Here is a 25,667-nt window from a genome sequence, read left to right on the forward strand (position 1 = left end):
CTGGGCTCGCCGGGCGGGCGACGGGCCGCTCGTGGCCGCTCCCTAGACTGGTCGCCATGATCCGTCGCGTCGCGCCCGCCGCTCCTCGAGGGCTGGCCGTGGCAGTGCTGGCGGTGCTGCTGGCGGGGCAGGCGCTGCGCAACCTCGTCGGCTGGTGGGGGTGGGGCCTCGTCGTGGCCGTCCTGCTCGTCGCCTCGGTGGTCGTGCTCGTCCGCGCGCGCCCGCGCCTGCGCTGGGCCCGCACGCCGAAGTCGCTGGTCGCCTTCCTGGCGCTCGCGCTGCTCTCGCTCCTGTGGTCGGCCTATCCCGGGGCGAGCGCGATCGGAGTCGGCGCTCAGCTCGCCACGACGGTCGGCGGCGTGATGCTCGCGCTCACCCTGAGCACGGGCGAGCTCGTCACCGCGCTCGGGCGCGCGCTGCGGATCTCGATCGGCCTGTCCCTGCTGTTCGAGCTGGTGGTCGCCGTCGCCGTCCGGCAGCCGATCCTCCCGGTCGGTATCGAGCCCCCCGCTGACGGTCGCGTGCCCGATGCGTTCTACTGGTCGCAGGCCGCCCTGTTCACCGGCGACCCCGTCCAGGGCATCGTCGGCAACCGCAACCTCCTGGGCTTCCTCGCGCTCCTGGGCCTCGTGGTCGTGGCGATCGAGCTGGCGGCGGGCTCGATCACCCGCCGCTGGGGTGTCCTGTGGCTCGCGCTCTCGGCCGCGACGCTCCTGCTCACCCGCTCCGCCACGGTGCTGCTGTGCCTGGTCGCCGTCGCGCTGGCCGCCGGGTTCGCCCTGTGGGCCCGTCACCGTGGAGAGAGCGGCCGGCGCCCCGTGTACCTCACCGCCGCCGCACTGGCCGTCGTCCTCGGCGCAGCGGGCAGCGCCGGGTGGGGCACTCTGCTCGGCGTCCTCGGCAAGAGCGAGGACGCGACCGGCCGCCTCGACATCTGGCGCGCGGTCGGGGAGCTGACTCTGCAACGCCCCGTGCTCGGCTGGGGCTGGGTCAGCTACTGGGCGCCGTGGGTCGCTCCCTTCGACACCCTCGCCGAACGCAAGGGCGTGCTCTACCTTCAGGCGCACGACGCCTGGCTCGACGTGGCCCTCCAGCTCGGAGTCGTCGGCCTCCTCCTCTTTGCGGCCCTCGCCGTCTCGACACTGTGGCGCTCCTGGTTCCGCGCGGTCGACCGCCCCCGGCGGGACGCACGGTCGACGCTCCCCTACTCCGCTCTTTCGCTCGCGCCCCTCCTTCTGGTGGTCGCGCTGCTCGCGCAGTCGCTCTTCGAGAGCCGGATCCTGATCGAGGGCGGCTGGATGCTCCTCGTGGTCCTCGCCGTGCAGACGAAGCAGCCGGCGACCGAAGCGGCCGAGGTGCTCGCCGCCGAGCCGATCCCTCCGGCGAGCTCCCGCTCGAGGCGATGAGGCTCCGCCGCCCCTCGCTCCCCGCCTCCGTCGCCGACGCGACGGCGTCGCCGCAGTTCGCCGCGGCCCTCGCGCAGACGACCCTCGTCACCGTGCTCTGCGCCCCGGCGGTGCGCGGGATGATCGGCTGGCCGGGCTACATCGCAGCCGTCGCGGGTCTCGTCCTGCTCGCGGCCGGGATGCTCGTTCTGCGCCGTGGCCTGCTCGACTGGGAGGGCCTGCTGCCCACGAGCATCCTGGTCTTCCTCGGCTGGACCGGCCTGAGCGTCCTCTGGAGCGACTACCAGTGGGTGACGCTCTCGAGCGTCACCTACCAGCTCGCACTCGCCTTCCTCGCGATCGCGATCGGGCTCACCCGCGACATCATCCAGATCATCCGCTCCGTCGGCGACGTGCTGCGCTTCGTCCTGATCGCCTCGATCGCCGTCGAGGTGCTCTCCGGGATCCTGATCGACGTGCCGCTGCGCTTCCTCGGCGTCGAGGGGCTGCTCGCCGACGGCGGGCCGATCCAGGGGCTCGTCGGCACCCGCAACCAGCTCGGGCTGGTGTGCCTGCTGGCGATCGTGACGTTCTCGGTCGAGCTGGCGACCCGCTCCGTGGCACGCGGGCCGGCGATCGCCTCGATCGTCCTGGCGGCGACGACCCTCCTCTTCACCCGGTCGGCCGTGAGCGCCGGGGTCCTGGCGGTGGCCGCCGTGGTGGCTCTCGCGCTCCGCTGGGTCCGCCGCGGCGACAGCGGCCATCGGAGGCGTCGCCAGTACGTCGTCCTCGGCGTCGCGATCGCTGCTGCGCTCACCGCCTGGCTCCTGCGCTACCGCGTGATCGAGCTGCTCAACGCCGGGAGCGAGTTCGAGTTCCGGCTGCGGCTCTGGCAGCAGGTCTGGCGGTTCAGCGATCTGACACCGATCATCGGCTGGGGCTGGGTGGGCTACTGGCGCACCGATCTCTACCCCTTCACCGCGATCGACTACCTCTCGGGCCGGCCGCACTCGTCGAGCCTCAACGCGCTGTTCGACGTGGCGCTGCAGGTCGGGCTGGTCGGAGTCGTGCTGTTCGTGGTGCTCGTCGGCCTGGCGCTGTGGCGGTCCTGGCTGATCGCCTCCGAGCGCAAGGCCGTTGTGCACGTCTGGCCGGTTCTGGTGCTCACGGTGCTCGTGGTCACCGCACTGGCCGAGAGCTCCATCCTCCTCGACGCGGGCTGGCTGCTGGTCGTGCTCTGCGCGATGCGGGCGGCGCAGGGCCTGAGCTGGCGCCGCCTGCTCCGCCCGCGGGAGTGACGCCGGTCAGCGCGGGCGGCGCCGCTCCCCGACGGCACGGAAGACGGCGAGGTGCTCCTCTCGGCAGCGCTCCCAGCTGAAGTGGAGGGCCCGCTCCACCCCGAGCGGCCCGAGCTCACCCGTGCGCGCGATCGCCTCGAGGATCCCGTCGGCGATCGAGCGGGGCTCGAGCGGATCGATGTAGACCGCCGCCTCGCCGCAGATCTCCGGCAGCGAGCCGGAGTCGGCCGCCGCGACCGGGCAGCCGGACGCCATCGCCTCGATCGGCGGAAGACCGAAGCCCTCGTAGAGACTCGGGAACGCCAGCACCGCGGCTCGACGGTAGAGGTCGGCGAGCTCGTCCGGAGTGACGTGGCCGCGCCACTCGACGAAGTCCGGTAGCGGGCCGAGGCGGTCCAGATCGCCTCCGGTCAGCACCAGCCGCAGGGCGTGGCCCTCGGCCCGGAGCAGCCGCATCGCCTCGAACAGGCGCGCGTGGTTCTTGTGCGGCCACGCGCGCGCCGGATAGAACACGAAGTTCTCGCGCGAACCGAGGTGGGGCCGGAAGCGCTCGGTGTCCACGCCCAGGTGCGACACGTGGATCCGCTCCTCCGGTATCCCCAGCAGCTCGACGATCCGGCCCTTGGTGAACGCACTGATGGTGATCACGGCGTCCGCGCGCCGCGCCGTGGCCTCATAGGCGATCCGGCGGAAGACGCGCTCGACCCGCGGGAAGAGGTGCGGCAGATCGCGGTGCTGGAGGTCGAACAGCATCTGCACGTGACCCTGACGGCGGGAGGGATAGGGCAGGGGTACCGTGAAGGGGAAGTACAGCACGGCCTCGCGGCCGAGCCGCCGACGCAGGCGCCGCGTGCGCAGCAGCCCCTGGAGCATCCCGATCGCGCGACGGCGATGGCCGGCTCCGCTCTGCACCCCCTCGGCGACGACCTCGGGCACTCCCTCGCTGAAGCCGCGCGCGTTCTCGGGGACCAGAGTCTGGACGGCGAGCCCCTCCTCCCCCGGCCGCGGGACCAGGAGGCGCGTCAGCGCACGGGCGTAGGTCTCGCCGCCGCCCATCCCGCCCGGATCGACGGTGAGCACAGCGAGCGTGACGGGGAGCGGTTCCGGCATGGCGTCCAATCGTGTCCGAGCCGGGCCAGGATACCCGCGGCGCCGCGTCGATCCCGCTGGCCTCTGACGCCCGTGGGTAGGATGTAGCCCGCTGTCATCGACCCCGACGAATTGGACCACCACGTGCCTCGCGCTTTGATCACCGGAATCACCGGCCAGGACGGCCTCTACCTCGCCGAGCTGTTGCTCTCGAAGGGCTACGAGGTCTTCGGCCTGGTACGCGGGCAGAACAACCCGAAGTACGAGCTGGTGCGCCGCACCGTGCCCGGTGTGACCCTGCTCACCGGCGACCTGACCGACGTCTCGAGCCTCGTGCGCGTGCTCGCCGCCGCTCAGCCGGACGAGGTCTACAACCTCGGCGCGATCTCGTTCGTCGCCTACTCGTGGGAGAACGCCTCGCTCACCACCGATGTGACCGGCAAGGGCGTCCTCAACATCCTCGAGGCCACGCGCCTCTACGCCGGCGACGACATGTCGCGAGTGAAGTTCTACCAGGCCTCCTCCTCCGAGATGTTCGGCAAGGTGCAGCAGGTCCCGCAGAGCGAGGACACGCTGCTCTGGCCGCGCTCCCCCTACGGCGTCGCCAAGGTCTTCGGTCACTACATGACCATCAACTACCGCGAGTCGTACGGCATGCACGCTTCCTCCGGCATCCTCTTCAACCACGAGTCGCCCCGCCGCGGCCCCGAGTTCGTCACCCGCAAGATCAGCCTCGCGGTCGCGCGGATCAAGCTCGGCCTGCAGGATACGCTCGAGCTCGGCAACCTCGACGCGAAGCGCGACTGGGGCTTCGCCGGCGACTACGTGGACGCGATGTGGCGGATGCTGCAGCAGCCGGAGGGGGACGACTACGTGGTCGCCACCGGTGAGACCCACGAGATCCGCGAGTACCTCGACATCGCCTTCGCCCATGTCGGCATCGAGGACTGGACCCCCTACGTCACCCAGAACCCCGCGTTCATGCGCCCGGCCGAGGTCGACCTCCTCATCGGCGACCCGGCGAAGGCCCGCGACGTCCTCGGCTGGGAGCCGAAGGTCTCGTTCCCCGAGCTCGTGTCGATGATGGTCGAGAACGATCTCGCCGAGCAGTCGGCGCTGATCAGGTAGTCATGCCCGCAGCTCTCGTCACCGGAGCGAGCGGACAGGACGGGGGCTACCTCGTCGAGACCCTGCTCGCCGACGGCTGGGAAGTCTCCGCGCTCGTGCGCGGGGCCGATGCCGCCTCCCTGCCGGCCGCTGTCCGCGCCTTCGAGGGCGACCTCGGCGACCCGGCCGGCCTGGGCCGAGTCGTCGCCCGGGCGCAGCCGGACACGGTGTTCCACCTGGCCGGCCTGTCCTCCGTCGCCCTCTCGTGGCAGGAGCCCGTGCTGACCGCCGAGGTCACCGGAACGGCGGTCGCAGCTCTCCTGGAGGCCTCCCTGGCACTCCAGGAGTCGGCCGGTCGCGAGGTGCGCTTCGTGCAGGCGTCGTCCTCCGAGATCTTCGGCGCGGCGACAGCGAACCCGCAGACCGAGGAGACCCCCATCCGACCGGTCTCGCCCTACGGCGCGGCGAAGGCGTTCGCCCACCACCTGGTCGCGGTCTACCGCGGGCGCGGGCTGCACGCGTCCTCGGGAATCCTCTACAACCACGAGTCCCCCCGCCGGCCCCCGGGCTTCGTGACCCGCAAGATCACGGCGGGTGTCGCCGCCATCGCGACGGGGGCCGAGTCCGAGCTCTCGCTGGGCAATCTCGATGCTCGCCGCGACTGGGGCTGGGCCCCTGACTACGTCGATGCACTGGTGCGCGCCTCCCGTGCCGAGCAGCCCGGCGACTACGTCGTGGCGACCGGAGTCGCCCACTCGGTGCGCGACTTCGTCCGCGCCGCCTTCACGGCCGCCGGCATCGACGACTGGGAGCACCGGGTCACGGTCGACCCGCGCTTCGCGCGGCCGGTCGACGCCCCCGAGATGCGGGGCGACGCCTCCCGCGCACGCGAGGTGCTCGGCTGGTCGCCGACCGTGAGTTTCGAGGAGATCGTCGCCCGGATGGTCGAGAACGACCTCCACCTCGCGCGCCGAGCGGTCTGACTGCGCGGATCACCCCGCGCCGTCTCCGCGCCGCCGCGGAACCGAAACGTACAATGATCTGGCTGCCGCCACGGCAGTGCTATGGCTGGGAGACCGATGAGCAGCAGGAATACCACGATCACGCGCGCGGCGGACCGCGTCGATGCGATCGCCCAGGAGCCGTTCCATCAGAGCGGCACGCAGCCCGGAGGGCGCCGCGCGAGCGGTTTCGTCTCGGCACTGATCGACATCTTCAAGCACCGCGAGCTGCTCCGGCTCCTCGTGAACCGCGAGCTCAAGGCGCGCTATAAGGACTCCAGCCTCGGCTTCGTCTGGACGCTCATCCGCCCCCTCGTGATGCTGATGATCTACTACGTGGCGATCGGTCAGTTCCTCGGAGCGGCCCGAGGCATCCCTGTGTTCGCGATCTTCGTGTTCTGCGGTCTCACCCTCTGGAACCTCTTCAGCGAGATCGTCGCGACCGGGACCACGTCGATCCTGGCGAACGCCGGACTGATCAAGAAGGTCTACCTCCCCCGCGAGATCTTCCCCGTCGCGACCATCGGTGCCGCTCTGTTCAACTTCGCCGTGCAGTTCCTCGTGCTGATCGTGGGAGCGGCGGCGCTCGGAGCCCTCACCATCAGCTGGCAGCTCCTGTTCATCATCCCGGCGCTCGCAGTCACCCTGGTCTACGGGCTCGCACTCGCACTCGCACTGTCCGCACTGAACGTCTACCTGCGCGACATCCAGTTCCTCGTCGAAGTGGGGCTACTGATCTTCTTCTGGCTCTCGCCGATCACCTACGCCTGGTCTTTCGTGGTGCAGACGGTGCCGAGCTGGATCGAGCAGATCTACCTGCTCAACCCGATGACGAACGCGATGCTCGCATTCCAGCGGGCCATCTGGGGTCCCGGATCCCACGAGACGCTGGTCGAGCAGGCCGATGGCAGCTTCACCGCGGTGCCCGGGCAACCGTGGCCCGCCGACATGGCCCTGCACCTTCTCATCGTCTTCCTCGTCGGGGTGGTGCTGGTCTGGGTCTCCCACCGCATCTTCCGCCGCCTCGAGGGCAACTTCGCACAGGAGATCTGACCGCATGACACTCGAGACCGAGGTCGCCGTTCCCGACGCGGCGGCGATGCCGACCATCATTCGCGTTCAGAACGCCTCCAAGCGCTTCGTGATCCGCAAGGACAAGAGCCTCAAAGAGCGCGTCGTCAACTTCGGCCGGGGCAAGCAGCACCGCGATGACTTCTGGGCGCTGCGCGACATCGATCTCGACATCCCTCTGGGATCCACAGTCGGCCTGATCGGCGCCAACGGCTCCGGCAAGAGCACGTTGCTGAAGCTGATCGGCGGAATCATCCAGCCCACGACCGGCACGGTGGAGCGCCGCGGGCGTCTGGCTGCACTCCTTGAGCTGGGTGCGGGATTCCACCCCGACCTCACAGGGCGGGAGAATGTGTTCCTCAACGGGGCGATCCTGGGGCTCTCCCGAAAGGAACTGGAGGACAAGTTCGACTCGATCGTCGACTTCTCCGAGATCTCGGACTTCATCGACACCCAGGTCAAGTTCTACTCTTCGGGCATGTATGTGCGGCTGGCATTCGCGATCGCCATCCACACCGATCCCGATCTCCTCCTCGTCGACGAGGTCCTCGCGGTCGGCGACGAGCCGTTCCAGCGCAAATGCATGGACCGCATCCGTGCGTTCCAGCGTGCCGGCAAGACGATCGTGCTCGTGACCCATTCCCTCGAACAGGTCGGCGAACTCTGTGATCGCACGGTCGTCCTCGAGCACGGTTCCGTCATCTACGACGGAGAGACGGCCCGCGGCCTCGAAGTGCTCCGCAACGGATTCGAGTCGTCGCGCCAGGAAAGGGTCGAGCGGGAAAGCGCAGAAGCGGAGGAGGCGGGCGAGGAGCCCGAGCAGGCCCAGCCGGCTGAGATCGTCAGCATCGAACTTGAGGGCGGGACGGTCGAGCAGGGTAACCGCATCCTGCGCCCGGGAGACGACCTCGAGGTGCGCGTGACCCTGCGTCCGCTGACATCCGCTCCCCTGGAGCGCTGGTTCCTCGGAATGGGTGTGGACACTCCTCTCGGCCAGGTCGTCTTCGGGACGAACACCATGCGCCTGGGCTTCGAGCACCCGCCGCTCACGAAGGAGACCACCGTCGTCTTCCACCTGCCGGACACGCACTTCGGCGGCGGAACGTATGCGGTGCACGCCTCCGCGTCGACGATGGACACGGGAGAATTCACCCGGGTGCCCGTGGGCGCCCGCTTCACGGTCGAGCGCTCGAGCAAGCGGGTCGGTCTGGTAGACGTCGGGGCGTCCGCGACGGTCGACGGCATTACCCTGGCATGACCTCGGAGCAGGTCCGGCTGCTCGTCGATGCGAGTCCTCTGGCGGCTGAGCGGCTGACCGGCGTGGGCCATGTCCTCCTCGAGACCCTGCGGGCGCTCGAGGCCGCGCACCGTCGGGGCGACGTCGACGTCATCCTCTTCGTTCCGGCTTCGGAGCGCAGGGCAGTCGCGAGCATCGGACTGCCGTTCTCCGTCCGGGGCATTCCGCTCCCCCGGCGACTCGTAGGCCTGCTGACTCGGACGTCGGTCCCCCTGGACCCGTTCGTCGGACGGGGGGTCTACTTCTTCCCGAACTACCGCAACTGGGCGCTGACTCGACACTCCCGCGGAATAACCTTCGTCCACGACGCCTGCTTCGCTGTAGCCCCCGAGCTCGTTCCCGCCGACCGTCGGGCTCTCCTCCGCGCCCGGATGCCCGGCTGGCTCTCGCGCTCCGACCTCGTCGCGACGGGGACTCCCTCCGCCGCCGCAGAGATCGTCGAGCACCTCGGCGTCGAGCGGGACCGCGTCGTGATCCTGCCGACCACCGTGGACGCTTCGGTCTTCCGTCGACGTGCCGCCGCCGAGGTCGCCGCAGTCCGCGCCCGGGTCGGGGTCGGGGTCGACCGCTACCTGCTGTTCGTCGGTGCGGTGGAGCCGCGGAAGAACGTCGCCGCTCTCGTGAGGGCTTTCGCCGCCGCAGAGCGCCCTCGGGCCACGACGCTCCTGATCGTCGGGGCGACCTCGTGGGACGACGACGATGTCCGACGAGCCGTCGACGAGGCAGTGACCGCCGGAGCCGATGTCCGGCTCTCGCCCGTCTTCGTCGAAGACGCCGAGATGCCGGCGCTGATGACCGGCGCTGACGCCCTCGCCCTCGTCTCGCTGCACGAGGGGTTCGGTCTGCCGGCCCTCGAAGCAGTGGCGACAGGGACGCCCGTCGTCGTGTCCGATATCCCGGGCATCCGCGATGCACTGCGCGGGCACGAAAGCGCGGCGGAGTTCGTGCCGCTCCACGACGAGAGAGCCTTGAGACGCGCACTCGAGTCCGTTCTCGCCCATCCTCGACACGTCGAGGCGGGACGAGTACGCCCCTGGAGCGACGCCGCCGAGTCACTCGTGCGTGCCGCTCAGGGCCTCGTGGAGTCCTGAGCCCCCTGCCCGCACCCTCGGGGAGGAGGAGGCGCTGCGTTCTAGTGCACCGAGACGCCAGCCGGAGCCACAGCAGTGACGTAGCTCCACAGCTCGTCGGCGTACTCACCCCACGTCCGGTTCACCCGGGCGTGCGCCTCCGCGGTGAGGCGCGCGTGCACCTCGTCATCGGTGATCAGCGAGATGAGCGCGTCACGGATCGAGCGGTCGTCGCGGGGATCCACGAGCAGAGCGCCGCCCTGGGCGGCGATGTCCTTCATGCTGCCGAAGCCGGAAGTGATGACCGGAGTTCCGACTGCGAGCGACTCAGCCACCGGAAGCCCGAATCCCTCGTTGAGCGAGGGGAACACCGTGCAGCGCGCGCTCCGATACGCGCTCCAGAGCAGTTCGTCCGTGATCGCCGAGAAGGAGTCCACCGCTCTGCCCTCGTCCTGCAGAGCATGCATTCGACCCTGGAACTCCTCGCTGTTCCACGCGTTCCCGCCGATGAAGGCGAGCGTGAAGTCGACCCCTGACCGCCAGACCAGCTCAGCGGCATGCAACACGGCCAGGTGGTTCTTGCGCGGCTCGTGGCTGCCGATGCAGACGACGAGAGGGCTCCCGTCCTCGGCGCCCAGCAGAGCGCGGGTGCCCTCCTCGTCGAAGTCGGCGCCCCCTCCCGCAGAGGCCGGCAACGGGATCGCGTCGACGTCTGGACCGGATTCGCCCTCGAGCATGCCGCGCCAGCCCCGGAACTCGGTCTGCGAGGCGTGCGACACGGTGGCGACACGGTCCATATGCGAGACGGCGACGAGGGTTCGTGGGAACTGACCGCTGATGCCGCCATGAGCGGTCTCGGCCGTGGTGAGCGGAACGCAGTCGTGGCCGATCATGGTGGTCGCGTTACCACTGAACTCCGTGAAGGCCGAGAGCCGTGCGCTCCGTGCGTCCTCGATCGCGAGCTCCGGGAGGACGTAGAGCGACTCCCAGGGCACCACCACCGGGGCCCGAGGATCGAGCCGCGCATCTGGGGCCGATCCGTAGAGCGCATTGGTGCGCAGCTCACTGCCGACCTCGCGGAATCCGGACATCGCGTCGTCCCACACGATCAGCATCACATCGTGGCGGCTGTTCCACTCGACGATCGTGTTGCGGACGACCCGCTGGATTCCCGTCGCCAGGCCGGTGCGAGCGGTGTGGTGGACATCGACAAGCACGGCGTGCCGTGCAATCACGACGGTGTCAGGAGAGCGGACGATATCGAGGACACGCGCGGCGGCGGTCGGCCGCAGCAGAGACTCCACCAGCCGCGCGACCCCCTCGAGGCGAGCCGTGCGCCGCGAATCGACGACCTGATCGCGCACCGGCAGCTCGGCGTTCAGAACCGCGAGGAGGAGCCATGTCTGCTCGAAGGTCGGCTCGGCGAGCGCATCGGACACCTGCCGCACCAGAGCCGGAACCTGGCGGGCCGGAGGAGTCGTCGGCTCGACTGTCTCGAGCAGCAGGGTCAGGCGCTCGATCGCTGTCGACTCACGCATCGTCATCCTCCTCGTCGCGCCCAGCCCTGGAAGGCACGAGGGCCTCCCACAGCTCGGCGGAGTAGTCGTTCCAGGTTCGTTTCGGACGAGAGCGAGCCTGCGCGGCGAGCTCCGCCAGCCGCTCATCGGAGTCGAGCAACTCGCGCATCGCCGCGAGGAGCTGGTCGTCGTCGTAGGGATCGACAGTCAGGCATCCGCCGTCGGCGGCGATCTCGGCCAGCGATCCGCGGTCGGACGTGATGGTCGGGAGGCCGAGAGCCAGCGCCTCGGCCACAGGCAGGCCGTAGCCCTCATGAGTCGAGGCGAAGACGAAGAACCGTGCGTTGCGGTAGGAGGACACCAGCACGTCGTCGCTCGCACCGCGGACGATCTCGACGGGCCTACCTCGGCGCTGAGCCTCCCGGATCCGAACGTCGAAGACCTGGGTCGCCCACGGATTGCCCCCGCCGATGAAACGGAGCCGGAACTTCTTGCCCTCGCGCCACAGCATCTCTGCTGCGAAGAGGGTCGCCAGGTGGTTCTTGCGCGGCTCGTGGCTGCCGACCGAGAGAACGAGAGGGAGGTCGTCCTTCTCGGGAGTCGCCTCCGTCGTCAGCGGAGGCGACTCGACGGGCAACGAGACGGTCGACAGCTCAGGGCCCTCGAGCCCCTGGGCGGGCAGTGCCGCCGTGAAGCCCTCGAACTCCTGTGTCGCGGCCGCGCTGATGCCCGCGACCCGGGTGGCGTGCTTGACCACCGTGAGGTAGTTGACGAAGCGCAGGCTCTCCTGCGGTGGCACGGTGTCGGCGCTGACCACCGGGATCGCGTCGTATCCGATCACGCTGACCGTGTTGCCCGAGAACTGAGCGAGCGCGGCGAGAGGATCACAGATGCCCACCGTGGGCACCTCGGGTATCACGACGGTCGAGCGGAACGGCACGACGAACTCGACGCGGTCGGGACGGCCCTGCTCCCAGGGCCGCGCACTGCTGGTCTCGAAGTCGATGACCCGCTCGAGCTCTCCGGCACCGAGCCGACGCAACGCCATGGAACCGTGCTCCCAGGCGGTGAGGATCAGATCGTGGTCACGATGCCAACGCTTCATCGTCTGACGGACCACGCGTTGAATACCGGTCGCGTGCGAGTTGCGGGCGCAGAAGTCGACGTCGACCACGACCGCGTCGGTGACGACGGAGAGCGTCGTGGAGAGGTCGTGGTAGCCGGTCGAGGCCCGAGTGCCGGCGACCATGAACACGCGCATCGCCTCGTGCGGCTGCGCCAATTGCAGCGAGCGTTTGAACCAGCTGAACAGGTGCGGCACGGGGTAGACCCCGAGGAACGCCGCCAGCGAAAGCCAGGTCAGGTCGTCCGAGTCGCGACGCTGCACAGCTCGCGCGATCTCATCGAGGAAGGGCCCGGGGCCCCGGTCGGCGAGATCGGCCGACGCCGCGGGATCCTCGAGAACGAACGGCGCGATCTGCTCGAGCCGTTGCACGACGAAGGCACGGCGGGCGTCGCGACCCGCGAGGTCGAGGTCGTTCACCGGGCCCGACCGCCGAAACGGCGCTTGGCGTAACGGATCGAGTGGCGCACTGCGCCGGGCAGGCCCAGCTGACCGACGCGGATCTGGAAGGTGCGTGCTGCACGCAACGGCCGCGTGACCTTCCACGAGAGGGTCGACTCGAAGTCGGCCACGTAGTGGACACCGCCGAAGTGCATGTTCGCGGCCCACTGATCGAGTGGGTCGTTCAGCAGGGAATCCAAGCGGTCACGGAGCTCCTCGATGGTCTCCGCTTCGGTCGCGCCCTCGTTGCGGGCGCGCTGGGGGAACGTCGTCTCTTCAGGCACAGCTCCAGTGTAATCGGCCGACAGGCTTCTCTCGGGCGCCTGTGATGAACGGCGGGTCCCGGAGCCCCGCTCGGCCATCTCACGATGCGCGTCGACGACTCTGTCGGCGGCGCCCCCGCTTCCTCCCAAAAAACGAGAGATCTCATCACCTGCAGAGGGGAACGGCATTCCTGCGCCGTCATCTCTCGCGGGACAACGAGAGGAGAGTCCTCTGCGGGCCGGTGAAACGTGGGCGTGGAAGCCTCCTAGGAGGGTCCCTCAACTGATGACAGCGGGTCACGAGAGCGCACTTCTCGGGCGTCGGATCTCCCCTCGCGCCAACTGATCCCGAGGCGCATAAGGGTAGAAATCAGTCACTGCTGACGTCCGAATCATGGCACCAGCAGCACCAGACGTTCTCGAGCGGACAAGGGCACCGGCAGCACATCGCACAGGCGTCGATTCTCGCTCCCGATATCGCGGACGACGCGCGGAGAGGCGAACGGTACCGCGATGGCGGAAAGAACCTTCTCTTCACTCTCACCCGACCGATGCGGGCGGCATTCGCGTCAGAAGTCGAGGTCGGTGCACGCGCTTATCAGCGACGGGACGTCAGCGGTGGGGCAGGCGGATCCCGGATGTGTCGGCGACGGCGGAGGCGTCGTCCTCGAACAGAGCGGCAGCGGCCATCTCGGCTTCGCGCCGCTCGACCACTCCTCCTGAGCGGTGGTGACCGAACACCCAGTAGCGGTAGAGGACGAATCGGAAGGCGGTCGCGAGCACAAGACCGATGACGTTGGCCGAGATGTTGTCGGCCACCAGATTGTCGAAGCCCAGGACGTAATGCGAGACGTAGAGGGGCAGCAGGTTCACGGCCATGCCCGCGACGGCCACGACGCTGAACTCAGCGAGTTCGAGGAGGTAGTTCGCTCGGCGGTGCTCGCGGAAGGTCCAGTAGCGGTTGCCGAACCAGGTGACGACGGTCGCTGCGGCGACGGCGACCACCTTGGCGCCGATCGGCCCCGACAGCAGGTGCTCTCCGCCGATCCCGCCGACCCGGAGGAGGTTGAAGACGGTGACGTCGACGACGAGGCCGATGATGCCGACCACGCCGAACTTGAGCGCGTACGAGACGAGACCTGCGGAGACCGCACGGACGAGCGCGATCGCGCCCCGACGAGGCGGGGTCGCGGCAGTGGTGACGCGGGAATCGGCCACGGGCTCAGGACACCGGCGTCTTCGGCGGGCGGGTGCGGGTGCCTTCGCGCAGGCGGATCCTCACGAGGATCCAGATCGCTTCGAAGCCGTCCTTCACGGTGATCTTCTTTCCCTCTTCGCGGGTACGGGCCTTGTAGCTGATGCCGACCTCGTAGGGACGGTAGCCGCGGGCGAGGAGTTTCCCGGTGACCTCCGCCTCCATCCCGAACCCCTTCTCCCTGATGCCGAGGGAACGGTAGAGACTCAGCGGCATCAGCTTGAAGCAGGTCTCCACATCCGAGATGTAGGCGTTGAAGAGGATGTTCGTGATCAGGTTCACGCCCTTGTTGCCCAGCACGTACCAGTACGAGAACGACGTGTGACTCCCGAACGTGCGACTCCCGTACACGAGCTCCGCCTCTTCGTCCAGGACCGGCTGCAGCAGCGATGGGATCTCGCTCGGCCGATACTCCTCATCCGCGTCGCAGATGATCACGTAGTCACCCGTCGCCTCCTGCACGGCCCGGCTGATCGCCGCGCCCTTGCCCTGGTTGCGCGGCTGGTGGAACACCCGGATCCGCGGATCCTCGAGGGAGTCCAGGATCTCGCGGGTCCGATCACGGCTGCCGTCGTTCACGATCACGAATTCGATCTCGACGCCCTCCTGGAACTCCACAGCGAGGACACGATCCACTGCCTTGCGCAGCGTCGCCTCCTCGTTGAACACGGGCATCAGGATCGACAGTCTCACAGGGCACCGCTCTCGTTCGACGCACCCTCGGAGAACCAGCGCACCGTGCGCGCCAGCCCCTCCTCGATCGACACCTTCGGCTCCCAGCCGAGGACCTCGCGGGCACGGGTGATATCAGGCCGACGACGCTCGGGATCGTCGACAGGGCGAGGACCGTAGTGGACCTCGGAGTCGCTTCCCACGAGCTCCACGATCCGACGGGCGATCTCCCGCAACTCCAGCTCGTCCACGGACCCCAGGTTGATCGGGCCCGCGTCGGACGACTCCACCATCCGCAGGACACCCTCGACCAGATCGTCGACGTAGAGAAGGGACCGCGTCTGCGTCCCGTCACCGTGCATCGGCAGCGGAGAACCCGCCAACGCAGCCTTCGCGAACGCCGGTACCGCCCGGCCGTCGTCGATGTCCATGTTCGGCCCGTACGTGTTGAAGATCCGCACAACACCAGTGTCCACGCCGAAACTGCGCCGATACGCGAACGTCAACGCCTCCGCATACCGCTTCGCCTCGTCGTACACACTCCGCGGCCCGTTCGGATTCACGTTCCCCCAGTACTCCTCGTGCTGCGGATGCACATGCGGATCCCCGTACACCTCCGACGTGGAAGCGAGCACGAACCGGGCACCATCCCGACGCGCCACATCCAGCAACGCCTCCGTCACCACCGAGCCGGCATGCAAGGTCTCGATCGGATGCGCCAGATACCGCGGCGGCGACGCAGGCGACGCGAAATGCAGCACCACATCGAACGGACCCACGAGAGAGCGCGCAGTGGCCGCGTCCGCCTCGACCACTGTGAGCGCGGGGTGGCCGAGGTGGGCAGCGACGTTGCGGGTCGAGCCGGTCAGCAGAGAGTCGAGAACGACCACCCGGTCGCCGCGGCGGAGGAGACGTGCGGCGAGATTCGATCCCACGAACCCGGCGCCACCGGCGAGAAGGACAGTGCGTGTCATGGAAGAGCTTTCGTCGAGCATGCGTGCTGGGCGGCGACATCCCGGCGGAACCCGAAGAAATTACCATAGGGTTCCCTCGCGCCCGGACAGGCCCCGCCTCCGCTCAGCGCTCCCCGCAGAACGGAAGGACCACCACCGGATGACCGTCGACGACGCCGCCACCCTGCCGAAGGGCCGACGGCACCGTCGTCGCCGGGCGCTCCTCCTCGATCTGGGACTCGGCGCTGCGGCCGCCGTGCTCTCGACCGCGCTCGGGGTCCTCGCGCTCGGCATCACACCGCAGAACCTCGGCGAGAGGTGGGCCTTCGGCGGCCCGGACCAGGTGCTGCACTACACGATCTTCTCGAGCGCCCGCGAGGTGTTCCCGTTCCTGCCCAACGGCCGGCTCGGATTCCCGGCCGTCCAGAACCTCTTCTTCGCGCCGCTGTTCGATCCCTGGTCGGCCGTCTTCGTCGCTCTCGTCGGACCGTTCACTCCCGACGGCGTCTGGCTGCTCAACCTCTACAACATCGCCGGCTTCACCGCCGTCGGAACCACCGCCTACGTCTTCTTCCGGGCTCTGCGCCTGCGCCGCGCCACGTCTCTGGTGTTCGGCGTGCTGACGGCGGTGCTGCCCTACCACTTCGTGCAGATGTCCATCGGGCACCCCTTCCTCGCGAGCTACTGGGCCGTGCCGCTCATCGGCGTACTGCTGCTGGTGATCGGCGGGCGGGAGACGGATCCGCTGGCCCGGTGGACGGCGGGCATCGTCGGCCCGCGCCGCCGTCGCCTCGTGCGAGCGGCGGTCGTCATCGTCATCGCCGTGGCGATCGCGTGGACGCAGTCGTACTACTTCGTCTTCGGCGCCATCGTGCTCGGCTCGGCGTGGGCACTGGCGGTGCTCGCGACACTGGTGCGCCGGTCGCCACTGCGCACGCTCGCCTGGCCCACGCTCGCACTGGGCTCACTCCTGGGCTTCGTCGCCGTTCAGCTCGCCGTGCTCTCGAACAACCAGGGCGATCGCTACGAGAAGTACTTCCAGGGCCGCTCTCCGCAGGAGTCGGAGTTCTACGGCGGCAAACTGCAGAGCCTGCTCCTGCCCTCGCCCACCAGCGGGTTCTCACCGCTGGCCGAGCTCGCCCAGGACTACGCCCGCTCGAGCAGGATCCTCGAGACGACCGAGAACCCCTCGACCGCGGTGGTCGTCTCGGCCGCGTTCCTGCTCGTCCTGCTGATCGTGCTGTCAGCGCTCGGCCGGGCGGGACGCTCCGGCGTGGGCTCGCGCTCGCGTATCGCCCTGCTGGTCACGGACGCCCGGGTCGGGCTGCTCAGCCAGGCGTTCGTCCTCGCGCTTCTCTTCTTCGTCGTCGCCGGGCTCGGCGCGATCCTCTCCTACGTCGTCAGCCCCGAGATCCGGGCGTGGTCGCGGATGTCGATCGTGCTCAGCGTGCTCGCTCTCGGCGTGGCGGGGATCGCCCTGGAGGCGGTCACGCGGCGCCTGCGACTCCTCCTCCCTGCACTGGCGGTCGTCGCCGTGGTGGGGCTGATCGACCAGGTGGCGGGGACGGCGGCGGCGATCCCGCTCGATCCGACCGACGACGCCCCCGTCCGTGCGTTCACTCACGAGACGGAGCGACGCCTCGCCGACGGATGCGGGATCGCGCAGCTCCCGCTCAAGGACTTCCCCGAGACCGACCCGATCGGAGACATGGGCGACTACGACGAGGCCCTGCCCTACCTCTACTCCTCGGACGAGGCGGGCCTGCGCTACAGCTACGGCGCGGTCCGCGGCACCCGCTCGGCCGACGACTGGGACCTCGCGACCACACCCCGCTCCTTCGAGCGCGAGTATGACGCCTCGGGTGCCTGCGCGGTCCTCGTCGACACCTTCGCCTACGTCGATGACCCCGACGGCTGGAAGCCCTTCGTCGACGCGGTCGCCGACTCAGACCGGCCGAGCGTCGTCAGCACCGACTCCGACCGGCGCTGGCTGCTCTTCCGCACCGGCTCGTGAGCGCCGGGGCTCGACGACGGCCGTGAGCCCGAGTACGCCCTCCACCGGCGGGCCGGGCGACCCGCCTCTCGGACGGGAGCAGCTACCGGGACGAGTCGCGCCCGAGCCGGATCCGCAGGACCAGCACAAGGCTGCGCAGCATCGTGTTGCCCGGGATCTTGGAGGTCCCCTCGGTGCGGTCGAGGAACACGATCGGGATCTCGCGGACCTGACGTGCGGCGACGGACGCACGGTGCTTCAGCGCGATCTGGAAGCCGTAGCCCGTCGCATCGACGGTCTCGAAGTGGATCCGCTCGAGCAGCTCACGGCTGAAGAGGTTGAACCCGCCCGTCCAGTCGGTCAGCCGCGACCCGAGTAAGGCCCGCGAGTAGAGGTTGCCGCCGCGGCTGAGGATCTTGCGGTCGAGCGTCCAGTCCGGCGTGCCGCCTCCGGGGATGTATCGCGAGGCGACCACGAGATCGGCACCGGCGCGCACTTCGCGGAGGAAGTCGGAGAGATACGCCGGGTCGTGCGAGAGATCAGCGTCCATCTGGAGGATGTGCGTCGGCGGGTCCTCGCGCCCGAGCACCTGTTCGAAGGCCCACAGGTAGGCGGCGCCGAGTCCCTCCTTGGCCGCGCGAGAGAGCACCTCGACCGAGAACGTCCCTGTCGACAGCTGGGCGCCGAGCGCGCGCGCCCGCTCGGCGGTGCCGTCGGGCGAGGAGTCGTCCACGATGACGGAGCGCACGAGCACGTCGGGCTCGGCCGCAGCGGCGGCGGCCAGCCGGCGCAGCAGCTCGCCGACGTTGTCCGCTTCGTTGTACGTGGGAGTGACGATGGTGAGGGAGAGCATGGCGATCCGATTCGGGCGGTGGCGGAGCGGCGTCGGGCACGCTCGCGCCGGGGCGGAGGCGGTGGAACAGTACCAGCGTGCACCATCGGCCCTGGGGCGTGCCGGGCGCGCGCCGCCCGCCGATGGGAAGGGCATCCGCGACAGCGCCGCACTTTCTCAGGAAGGGTTCGCGCGCAAGGGGGTCCCAGTACAGACCGACCGCGTACTCTCGGCCCGAGTCGTCCCGCCGGGCGATCGTCGGCAGGAGGAGTACCGTGGCGCGTTGGCTGGAATCCCAGAAGGTGCGATTCGTCGTCGCGGGTTCGCTCAACACAGCGCTGGACTTCCTGATCCTCAACGCGCTCTCGCTGATGGTCGGTCTGCCGACACTCCTCGCGAACGTGGTCTCGGTGACGGTCGGGATCTCGATCTCGTACTTCCTCAACCACTTCTTCGTCTTCCGCCACCCCGACCGCCCGACCCTGCGGACCTTCGGCCAGTTCTTCCTCGTCACCGGCTTCAGCTCCCTCGTCCTGCAGTCGCTGATCATCTACGGCTTCGAGGTCTTCTTCGACACCCGCTTCGGCACGTCCCTCCTCTTCCTGCCCAGCGCGGGCGAGAAGGCGTTCCTGGCGATCAACGTCGCCAAGGCGGTCGCGGTGCTCGTGGGCCTCGTCTGGAATTTCTGCCTCTACAAGTTCGTCGTGTTCCGCAGGCCCGCGTCCACCGCGGACATCGCGGTCGAGCTCGGCGAGATCGTCGACGAGGTCGGGTCCGCGGCTCGCTGAGGCTCGGCGGAGCCCGCGTGCTAGCCTCGTCGAGTTCTTCCGACGGTGCCCCCGCCCGTCGACACCGCACTCCCCGGAGGCTCCCATCGCCCGCTCGACGTTGCCCATCGCGGTCGTCGTCGTCACCCACTTCTCGGGTGAGGTCCTCCGCGCTTGCCTGGAGTCGATTCCCGCGGCGACGGACCACGACGTGCGCATCGTGGTCGTCGACAACCAGACGACCGACGACTCCGTGCGCCGCGTGGTCGAGCGGCACCCCGAGGTCGAGTTCCACGAGACGGGTCGGAACCTCGGTTACGGCAGGGCCGTCAACTACGCGGTCGATCGCCTCGGACCCGAGGTCGAGTGGATCCTGGTGACGAACCCGGACACGGTGTTCCTGCCGGGCTCGATCGACGCGCTGTACGCCGCGGCGGTCACCGACGACCGGATCGGCTCGATCGGACCGCGCATCCTCGACTCCGACGGCACCGTCTACCCCTCCGCGCGGGCGCTCCCATCACTCGGGACGGGCATCGGCCACGCCCTCTTCGCGCACATGTGGCCGGGCAACCCCTGGTCCGCGACGTACCGTCGCTCCCGCGCGGTCGAGACTCTCGAGCACGGCCGCATGGAGGCGGGCTGGCTGTCCGGAGCGTGCGTGATGGTGCGGCGGACGGCGTTCGACCAGATCGGCGGCTTCGACGACCGCTACTTCATGTACTTCGAGGACGTCCAGCTGGGCGATTCCCTCGGCCGGCGGGGGTGGACGAATGTCTACCTCGCTGACGCGGTGGTCTCGCACCTCGGCGGCCACTCCACTCGCCTGGCGTCGGCGCGGATGCTCGCGGTGCACCACCGCAGCGCCTACCTCTACCTCGCGCAGAAGTACGGAGCCTGGTACCAGGCTCCGATCCGTGCCGCTGTGCGCCTAGGACTCGGAGCGCGCGTGGCACTCATGCGCCTGCGACCGAAGCGCTGACGGGCCTCGCCGGTCAGGCGGAGCCGTCCAGCTCGGCGTAGTAGTCGCGCGCCTCGTCCCAGCTCGGGAGGATGCCCTGCGCCTCGGCGTCGGCGAGCGACGGGGCCGCGGTGTCCTTCGGCGAGAGCAGCAACTCCCCGGCCTCCGGGGGGAAGCGCAGTCCGATCTGCTCGTCGAGCGGGTCGACGCCCTTCTCGCGCTCCGGATCGAAAGTGGCGCTCACGAGGTACGACACGACGGCATTCTCGGTGAGGGCCACGAACGCATGCGCGAGGCCCTCCGCGAGGTAGACGGAGCGGCGGTCGACGTCGTCGAGCAGGACGGACTGCCACCGGCCGAAGGTCGGCGAGCCGACGCGCACGTCGATCACGTAGTCGAGCACCGAGCCGGAGAAGCACGAGACGTACTTGGCCTGCGACGGCGGGACCTGGGCGAAATGGATGCCGCGCACAGTGCCGCGCCGCGAGACCGACGTGTTGCCCTGTCGCAACGAGAGCGGGTGACCGACCTTCTCGGCCAGGTGATCGAACCGGTAGAACTCGTAGAAGACCCCTCGGTCGTCGGGGAATTGGCGCGGCGTCACCTCGTAGGCGTCGGGGATGTCGAGCTCACGGATCTGCACGGACGTCAGTGTATCGACGGCATGTTCCAGAACTGTGACGTCGTCCGGACAGGCCGGTGCCGCACTCGCCCGACTCGGTGCGGCACCGACGCCGGTCCACGGTGCTCAGGCATGATGATGACGTGACCTTCCTCATCACGGGCGCCTCGGGCATGCTCGGCACGGACCTGCGCGGCGCCGTCGGCGACCGCGCCAGCACCGCCCTCGGGCGCGGCGACCTCGACGTCACCGACCTCGAGGCAGTGCGCGCCGCCGTGGCCGGCCACGACGCGGTCGTGAACTGCGCGGCCTACACGCGCGTCGACGACGCTGAGAGCGACGAGGACGCTGCACGGAGCGTCAACGCCGTCGGGGCGCACAACCTCGCGATCGCCACGGCGGAGACAGGTGCCGCCCTCGTCCAGGTCTCGACCGACTACGTCTTCGACGGCTCCGCTGCGAGCCCTTACGCGGAGGACCACCCCCGAGCACCGATCTCGGCCTACGGCCGCACGAAGGCCGAGGGCGAGGAGCTCGTGCTCGCCGGGAATCCGGAGCGCGGGTACGTGGTCCGCACCGCCTGGCTCTACGGCGCGCACGGCGGCAACTTCGCCAAGACGATGGTCCGTCTCGCGGGCTCGCACGAGACCCTCGCCGTCGTCGACGACCAGCACGGCCAGCCGACCTGGACCGCCGACCTCGCCGCGCGGCTGATCGAGCTGGTCGACCGGGGGGCGCCTCCCGGCGTCTACCACGGCACCAACTCCGGCGAGACGACGTGGCTCGGCTTCGCCAGGGCGATCTTCGCCAAGGCGGGGCTCGACCCCGAGCGCCTCAGACCGACCGACAGCGGCTCCTTCGTGCGTCCCGCGCCGCGTCCCGCCTACTCCGTGCTCGGCCACGACGGCTGGAGCCGAGCCGGACTCGCGCCGCTGCGCTCCTGGCAGGACGCCCTCGCCGCCGCTCCCCTCGAGGCGGTGACTCCGTGACCACCACTCTCCGGGTCGTCGTCGACCAGATGCTCGCGCGCGTGCCCGGGGGCATCGGCCGCTACACCGAGGAGCTGACCCGCGAGCTGATCGCGACCGCTCCGCGCGACTGCGAGGTCGAGGCCGTCCTCTCCGCGCATCCGCCGGAGAAGGAGGAGGAGCTCCGTCTGCGCCTCCCCGGCCTTGCCGGTCTCCACCGACTCCCCCTGGGCCGACGCGAGCTCTCGCGGGCCTGGCAGTACGGCATCGCGATCCCGGCGGGCGGCGGAATGATGCACGCGCCGAGCCTGTTCGCCCCGCTGCGGAGTCATGACGGCGGCGGGGGCGAGCAGATCGCGGTCACGATCCACGACACCGTGCCGTGGACGCATCCCGAGACGCTGACGCCGCACGGGGCCAAGTGGCACCGGGCGATGGCGAAGCGGGCACGCAAGCACGCCGACGCGGTGGTCGTGCCCACCCACGCCGTCGCGCAGCAGCTTTCGGAGCTGATGGACTTCGGCGACCGCCTGCGTGTCATCGGCGGCGCGGTCGGATCCGGACTGGTGCTGCCCGAGGACGCCGACGAGCGCGCACAGGCTCTCGACCTCCCGCCCGAGTACGTGCTGAGCGTCGGCACGTTGGAGCCGCGCAAGGGGCTCGTCTCACTGATCGCGGCCTTCGGCGGCGCATCGGCGCCCGCCCTCCCGCTGCTGCTGGTCGGACCGACCGGCTGGGGCGAGCTCGACATCGCCTCCGTCGCCGACGAGCAGGGCCTCGACGAGACGCGCGTGCGCGCGCTGGGCGTGCTGAGCGACGCCGATCTCGCCGTCGTCCTCGACCGCGCCACACTGTTCGTCTACCCGAGCGTCGCCGAGGGATTCGGTCTGCCGGTGCTCGAGGCGATGCACTTCGGTGTGCCCGTCGTGCACTCGGACGACCCTGCCCTGATGGAGGTCGCCGCCGACGCCGGCGTCGCCGTCGAGCGCGCCGATGCGAAGCACTACCCCGAGCGTCTCGCCGTCGCGATGAGCAGCGTGCTCGCCGACACCGGGCTGCGCGAGCGGATGTCCGTGGCCGGGCGCGACCGCTCGCGCGCGTTCAGCTGGCGCGACTCGGCCGAGCGCGTCTGGGCGCTGCACGCCGACCTCTGACCGGCAGGCGGCTGCGACGGTTCGCACGAGCGGGGCGCCGTGGCTCCTGCGCGGGAGCGGACGGGGGCGCGGTCGGCGGTGCAGTCGGGGCCGGTGTCCACGCCTGCTCCTCCTCGCTCATCCGCGGCTCGTCGCCGGGCTGGACCTCGCCCTCCTGCGCGCGGCGACGGAAGTCACGGTTCAACGCCATCCAGTCACCCGGCTCGCACCACGAGACCGCACCGATCGAGTACCGGTCGGCCCAGGCCGATGACGTCGCGAAGCTCGCGCGCTGCACCGGCCCGCCCTCCCCGTAGACGGTGGGCCAGGGGGTCGAGTCCGTGACCCTCACGCTCATCCCGAGCGAACGCCAGTACTCCGCCACCCGCTGCGCATCACCCTCCAGATCCACCCCGGGACGCGCCCAGTAGTTGTAGGCGAACCGCGCACCCCTGCGCCCCCAGCCGAGGCCGCACCGGTCAGCCGGCGGCGTTCCCTCGTTCGTCGACCAGCCCTCACCCGGCACGACCGCGGCCGACTCCTTCACGAACTCGACCACGCCCGACCGGTTCTCCTCGGGCGACACGGGCGCCGAGCCTCCGCAGGCACTCAGGAGCAGCACCGCGAGCATCGCGGACAGCGCTCGCAGCAGTCGCCACTCCCGTCGCAGCTCACTCATGAGCCGGAACCTCCGGCGCCGTCTGAGCCCGGGGACGCGGCACCGAGCCGGAGTAGGGCGAGCGCGGACTCAGCTTCTCCTCCTCGCCACCCAGAGCCCACGCCACGTTCCGGGCGGACTCCGTCCCTCGCTCGAGGTACCCCCGGTCGTCCGTGGACTCGCCGACGACCAGGTCGTGGGTCGTCACCGGCGGCCCCGCGTCGCCGCCCGTCTCCACGCCGATGCCCCGCGCACCGAAGGCGGGATCCGAGGGGTCGACGCGGTGCCACGGGCTGAATTCCCTGCCCACCCACGAGTACCGGTCTCCGGGCGCGGGATCGAGGAGGTACCGGTCGGTGGCCTGGCCTGCGTAGACCCGGTCGGCGTGCAGCTGGCTCGCGCTCGTGATCCAGTTCGGCAGCCCGGCGGATCCGAGCGTGATGAAGCTGTCGACATGGACGTCCGGGTCGGTCATCGCGATGGACGCCGCCGTGCTGCCGAAGGAGTGGGCGACCACTCCGAGCATCGGCATCGAGTCCCGACGGACCGCAGCGAATCCCTTGAGCGTCGAGACGAGAGCGGCCGCGCCCTCCTCCGCGCGCGCCAGGCCGAGAACGCTGAGGTCCGGGTCCGGGGAGAAGGGGACCGGTGGCGTCTTGTAGCCGATCCAGGCGACGACGGCGCTCCCGCTTCCTCGCTGCGACTGGACCGTCTGGGCTCCGGCCGCGAGGGTGCTCATGTTCTGCGTCGTCGTCCCCATCCCGGGAACCACGAACGAGGCGTTGGTCGCCGTGTCGAGATCGCCGATCGAGACCGCGGCGAGCGGAGGCTGGTCCCCGGTGAGCGAGACGAGGAACCGGGGTACGCCAGTGACCACTGTGGTGAGCGCCGCGTCGATGTCCACTAGGCACGCCTGCCTCTCCAGCAGCTCGTCCAGACGCGCCTTCACCATCGGCAGCGCCACGGGCGCGGCCGGCAGGAGCATCGTGAGCAGCAGCATCCGCTCCGACGCGACGATCTGGCGCTCGACCGCTCGGAGACCGCTCCGCAGGGCGATCCTGTTCGCCGTATCGCGGGCTCCGTAGGGCAGCCCCTCGAGATTGCCGAGCAGCGTCGGAAGGCTCTGCAGGAGCATCCACTGCCGCGGGGAGAGGGCCGATCCGTGCTCCGCGGGATCGAGCGTCGCCCACCAGACTGCCACGGACTCGGGGCTCATGCCCTCCAGGCGCTCCGCGAGTTCGGGCGATCCCGCCACCATCGCGCTGATCTCGCCGGCGGGCATCGATCCCAGAGCGTGCTGCAGGCGGTCCACGCTGAGCTCCGCCTTCGTCGCCGAGACGAGATCGAGCACGCCGACCGAGAGGGTCCCCCCGCCCGCCGCCTCAAAAGCGCTCGCGATCCGCTCGATCCAGGCTGCGTCCGCGACGCACTCCTCCGTGAAGACGGCGAATCCCTCGAGGAACGACGGCGAACCCGTGCGCACCCAGGCGCACCGATCGACGAAAGCGGCCCACTCCGAGCGCAGCCGGTGGAGGACGGCCTCGAGATCGGTTGCCGAGGAACGCGCACGGGAGACGAACACCCGCAGGTGGTCCGGATTCGCGGAACTGGTCCCGGCTGAACCGCCCGCGCCACCGCGACGGTGCGGCATCGGGAAGAAGGCCGCCGATACCTCCGGCGCGAGGAACGGCTCGGCGGAGGGCATCCGGTCCAGGAGCCCCTCCGCCGCGGCGAGCACGGCACCTGCGGCGTCCACCCGACGTCGCTCCTCGCGAGCATCCTCGCGAACCTGCCAGGCCGCCAGCTCCTCGAGCCGCTCGAGCTCCCGACGTGCCTGCACCGATGCGGCCTCCACGTCGTCCACCAGCAGGCCCAGAGCGCGCGAGAGCTGGCCGGAGTCGTCGAGGTGGAGGAGGAGGTTCTCGCTGAAGGCGCCGGCGTAGGGGCCCGCGAAGTCCACGAGGGCCGTTCCGGCCGCATCGTGGAGCGCCATCTGGTGGCTCAGGACAACGCTGCGCGCGTCCAGAGTCGTGCGGACGAGAGCAGCAGCCTGCGCCGGGTCGGATCGAAGCATGAGAGCCTCCTAGAAGAGATTATCTCACGTTACACCTCGATGTCTTCGCGGCGGGGACAGGGCGCGCAGCAGCCTCCGCCCGGGGCGGGCGCTACGTCGGCTCCGATAAAGCCCGGC

Annotated in this window: 23 protein-coding genes; 12 read left to right on the plus strand and 11 right to left on the minus strand. The window is 69.8% G+C overall.

The window, feature by feature from the left end; translation table 11 throughout:
* Positions 1 to 56 precede the first annotated feature (56 nt).
* Both GSU10_RS10415 and GSU10_RS10420 read left to right on the plus strand, forming a co-directional pair.
* Positions 57 to 1,406 (plus strand): O-antigen ligase family protein, encoded by a 1,350-nt coding sequence (locus tag GSU10_RS10415; RefSeq protein WP_132504013.1) that lies wholly within the window; start codon positions 57 to 59, stop codon positions 1,404 to 1,406.
* Positions 1,403 to 2,683 (plus strand): O-antigen ligase family protein, encoded by a 1,281-nt coding sequence (locus tag GSU10_RS10420; protein WP_068208816.1) that lies wholly within the window; start codon positions 1,403 to 1,405, stop codon positions 2,681 to 2,683. Before GSU10_RS10415 ends, GSU10_RS10420 begins: the two co-directional genes overlap by 4 nt.
* 6 nt (positions 2,684 to 2,689) lie before the next feature.
* On the opposite strand, the gene GSU10_RS10425 is transcribed toward GSU10_RS10420, so the two are convergent.
* Positions 2,690 to 3,793, minus strand: coding sequence for a glycosyltransferase family 4 protein (locus tag GSU10_RS10425; protein WP_132504011.1), 1,104 nt, complete (start codon positions 3,791 to 3,793; stop codon positions 2,690 to 2,692).
* A 123-nt stretch (positions 3,794 to 3,916) separates the two neighbouring features.
* Between GSU10_RS10425 and GSU10_RS10430 the strand changes: the two genes are divergently transcribed.
* From GSU10_RS10430 to GSU10_RS10450, 5 genes are all read left to right on the plus strand, one after another.
* Positions 3,917 to 4,900: a GDP-mannose 4,6-dehydratase gene (locus GSU10_RS10430; protein ID WP_132504009.1), complete on the plus strand. Its 984-nt coding sequence runs from the start codon at positions 3,917 to 3,919 to the stop codon at positions 4,898 to 4,900.
* Positions 4,901 to 4,902: 2 nt separating this feature from the next.
* Complete coding sequence (locus GSU10_RS10435; RefSeq protein WP_132504007.1) at positions 4,903 to 5,862, plus strand: GDP-mannose 4,6-dehydratase; 960 nt, start codon at positions 4,903 to 4,905, stop codon at positions 5,860 to 5,862.
* A gap of 96 nt (positions 5,863 to 5,958) precedes the next feature.
* The gene (locus GSU10_RS10440) at positions 5,959 to 6,933 is read left to right on the plus strand and encodes an ABC transporter permease (RefSeq protein ID WP_068208826.1); all 975 of its coding nucleotides are present in this window, start codon (positions 5,959 to 5,961) and stop codon (positions 6,931 to 6,933) included.
* Positions 6,934 to 6,937: 4 nt separating this feature from the next.
* Positions 6,938 to 8,209 (plus strand): ABC transporter ATP-binding protein, encoded by a 1,272-nt coding sequence (locus GSU10_RS10445; RefSeq protein WP_068208827.1) that lies wholly within the window; start codon positions 6,938 to 6,940, stop codon positions 8,207 to 8,209.
* Positions 8,206 to 9,339, plus strand: coding sequence for a glycosyltransferase family 4 protein (locus GSU10_RS10450; RefSeq protein WP_132504005.1), 1,134 nt, complete (start codon positions 8,206 to 8,208; stop codon positions 9,337 to 9,339). Before GSU10_RS10445 ends, GSU10_RS10450 begins: the two co-directional genes overlap by 4 nt.
* A gap of 41 nt (positions 9,340 to 9,380) precedes the next feature.
* Here the strand turns inward: GSU10_RS10450 and GSU10_RS10455 are convergent, their stop codons facing one another.
* The 6 genes from GSU10_RS10455 to GSU10_RS10480 form a co-directional block, all read right to left on the minus strand.
* Positions 9,381 to 10,856: a glycosyltransferase gene (locus tag GSU10_RS10455; RefSeq protein WP_068208833.1), complete on the minus strand. Its 1,476-nt coding sequence runs from the start codon at positions 10,854 to 10,856 to the stop codon at positions 9,381 to 9,383.
* On the minus strand, positions 10,849 to 12,378 hold the full coding sequence (locus GSU10_RS10460; protein ID WP_068208834.1) for a glycosyltransferase family 4 protein: 1,530 nt from the start codon (positions 12,376 to 12,378) through the stop codon (positions 10,849 to 10,851). The genes GSU10_RS10455 and GSU10_RS10460 overlap by 8 nt, the downstream gene beginning before the upstream one ends.
* A complete protein-coding gene (locus GSU10_RS10465; RefSeq protein WP_068208836.1) occupies positions 12,375 to 12,683 on the minus strand; it encodes a hypothetical protein in 309 nt (102 codons plus the stop codon). The genes GSU10_RS10460 and GSU10_RS10465 overlap by 4 nt, the downstream gene beginning before the upstream one ends.
* A gap of 591 nt (positions 12,684 to 13,274) precedes the next feature.
* Complete coding sequence (locus tag GSU10_RS10470; protein ID WP_082845001.1) at positions 13,275 to 13,880, minus strand: GtrA family protein; 606 nt, start codon at positions 13,878 to 13,880, stop codon at positions 13,275 to 13,277.
* Positions 13,881 to 13,884: 4 nt separating this feature from the next.
* Positions 13,885 to 14,610: a glycosyltransferase family 2 protein gene (locus GSU10_RS10475; protein ID WP_068208838.1), complete on the minus strand. Its 726-nt coding sequence runs from the start codon at positions 14,608 to 14,610 to the stop codon at positions 13,885 to 13,887.
* The gene (locus GSU10_RS10480; RefSeq protein ID WP_068208840.1) at positions 14,607 to 15,563 is read right to left on the minus strand and encodes an NAD-dependent epimerase/dehydratase family protein; all 957 of its coding nucleotides are present in this window, start codon (positions 15,561 to 15,563) and stop codon (positions 14,607 to 14,609) included. Before GSU10_RS10480 ends, GSU10_RS10475 begins: the two co-directional genes overlap by 4 nt.
* A gap of 139 nt (positions 15,564 to 15,702) precedes the next feature.
* On the opposite strand from GSU10_RS10480, the gene GSU10_RS10485 reads away from it, so the two are divergent.
* Positions 15,703 to 17,556, plus strand: coding sequence for a hypothetical protein (locus GSU10_RS10485; protein WP_132504003.1), 1,854 nt, complete (start codon positions 15,703 to 15,705; stop codon positions 17,554 to 17,556).
* An 82-nt stretch (positions 17,557 to 17,638) separates the two neighbouring features.
* On the opposite strand, the gene GSU10_RS10490 is transcribed toward GSU10_RS10485, so the two are convergent.
* A complete protein-coding gene (locus tag GSU10_RS10490; protein ID WP_068208847.1) occupies positions 17,639 to 18,388 on the minus strand; it encodes a polyprenol monophosphomannose synthase in 750 nt (249 codons plus the stop codon).
* A gap of 254 nt (positions 18,389 to 18,642) precedes the next feature.
* Here GSU10_RS10490 and GSU10_RS10495 point away from each other — a divergent pair, with 254 nt between their 5' ends.
* Positions 18,643 to 19,155 (plus strand): GtrA family protein, encoded by a 513-nt coding sequence (locus GSU10_RS10495; protein WP_068208849.1) that lies wholly within the window; start codon positions 18,643 to 18,645, stop codon positions 19,153 to 19,155.
* Positions 19,156 to 19,255: 100 nt separating this feature from the next.
* Entirely contained in the window at positions 19,256 to 20,116 is an 861-nt protein-coding gene (locus GSU10_RS10500; RefSeq protein WP_236713529.1) for a glycosyltransferase family 2 protein, read from the plus strand.
* A gap of 13 nt (positions 20,117 to 20,129) precedes the next feature.
* On the opposite strand, the gene GSU10_RS10505 is transcribed toward GSU10_RS10500, so the two are convergent.
* Complete coding sequence (locus GSU10_RS10505) at positions 20,130 to 20,738, minus strand: dTDP-4-dehydrorhamnose 3,5-epimerase family protein (protein WP_068208853.1); 609 nt, start codon at positions 20,736 to 20,738, stop codon at positions 20,130 to 20,132.
* A 152-nt stretch (positions 20,739 to 20,890) separates the two neighbouring features.
* On the opposite strand from GSU10_RS10505, the gene rfbD reads away from it, so the two are divergent.
* Both rfbD and GSU10_RS10515 read left to right on the plus strand, forming a co-directional pair.
* On the plus strand, positions 20,891 to 21,706 hold the full coding sequence (gene rfbD, locus GSU10_RS10510; RefSeq protein ID WP_068208859.1) for a dTDP-4-dehydrorhamnose reductase: 816 nt from the start codon (positions 20,891 to 20,893) through the stop codon (positions 21,704 to 21,706).
* A complete protein-coding gene (locus GSU10_RS10515; protein WP_236713530.1) occupies positions 21,703 to 22,839 on the plus strand; it encodes a glycosyltransferase family 4 protein in 1,137 nt (378 codons plus the stop codon). Before rfbD ends, GSU10_RS10515 begins: the two co-directional genes overlap by 4 nt.
* Here the strand turns inward: GSU10_RS10515 and GSU10_RS10520 are convergent.
* On the minus strand, positions 22,787 to 23,497 hold the full coding sequence (locus tag GSU10_RS10520; RefSeq protein WP_132503998.1) for a hypothetical protein: 711 nt from the start codon (positions 23,495 to 23,497) through the stop codon (positions 22,787 to 22,789). The two genes, GSU10_RS10515 and GSU10_RS10520, sit on opposite strands and share 53 nt — an antisense overlap.
* Positions 23,490 to 25,550, minus strand: coding sequence for an alpha/beta hydrolase (locus GSU10_RS10525; protein WP_068211617.1), 2,061 nt, complete (start codon positions 25,548 to 25,550; stop codon positions 23,490 to 23,492). The genes GSU10_RS10520 and GSU10_RS10525 overlap by 8 nt, the downstream gene beginning before the upstream one ends.
* Positions 25,551 to 25,667 lie beyond the last annotated feature (117 nt).

The sequence above is a fragment of the Rathayibacter tanaceti genome (assembly GCF_009834165.1).
Taxonomy (GTDB): Bacteria; Actinomycetota; Actinomycetes; order Actinomycetales; family Microbacteriaceae; genus Rathayibacter; species Rathayibacter tanaceti.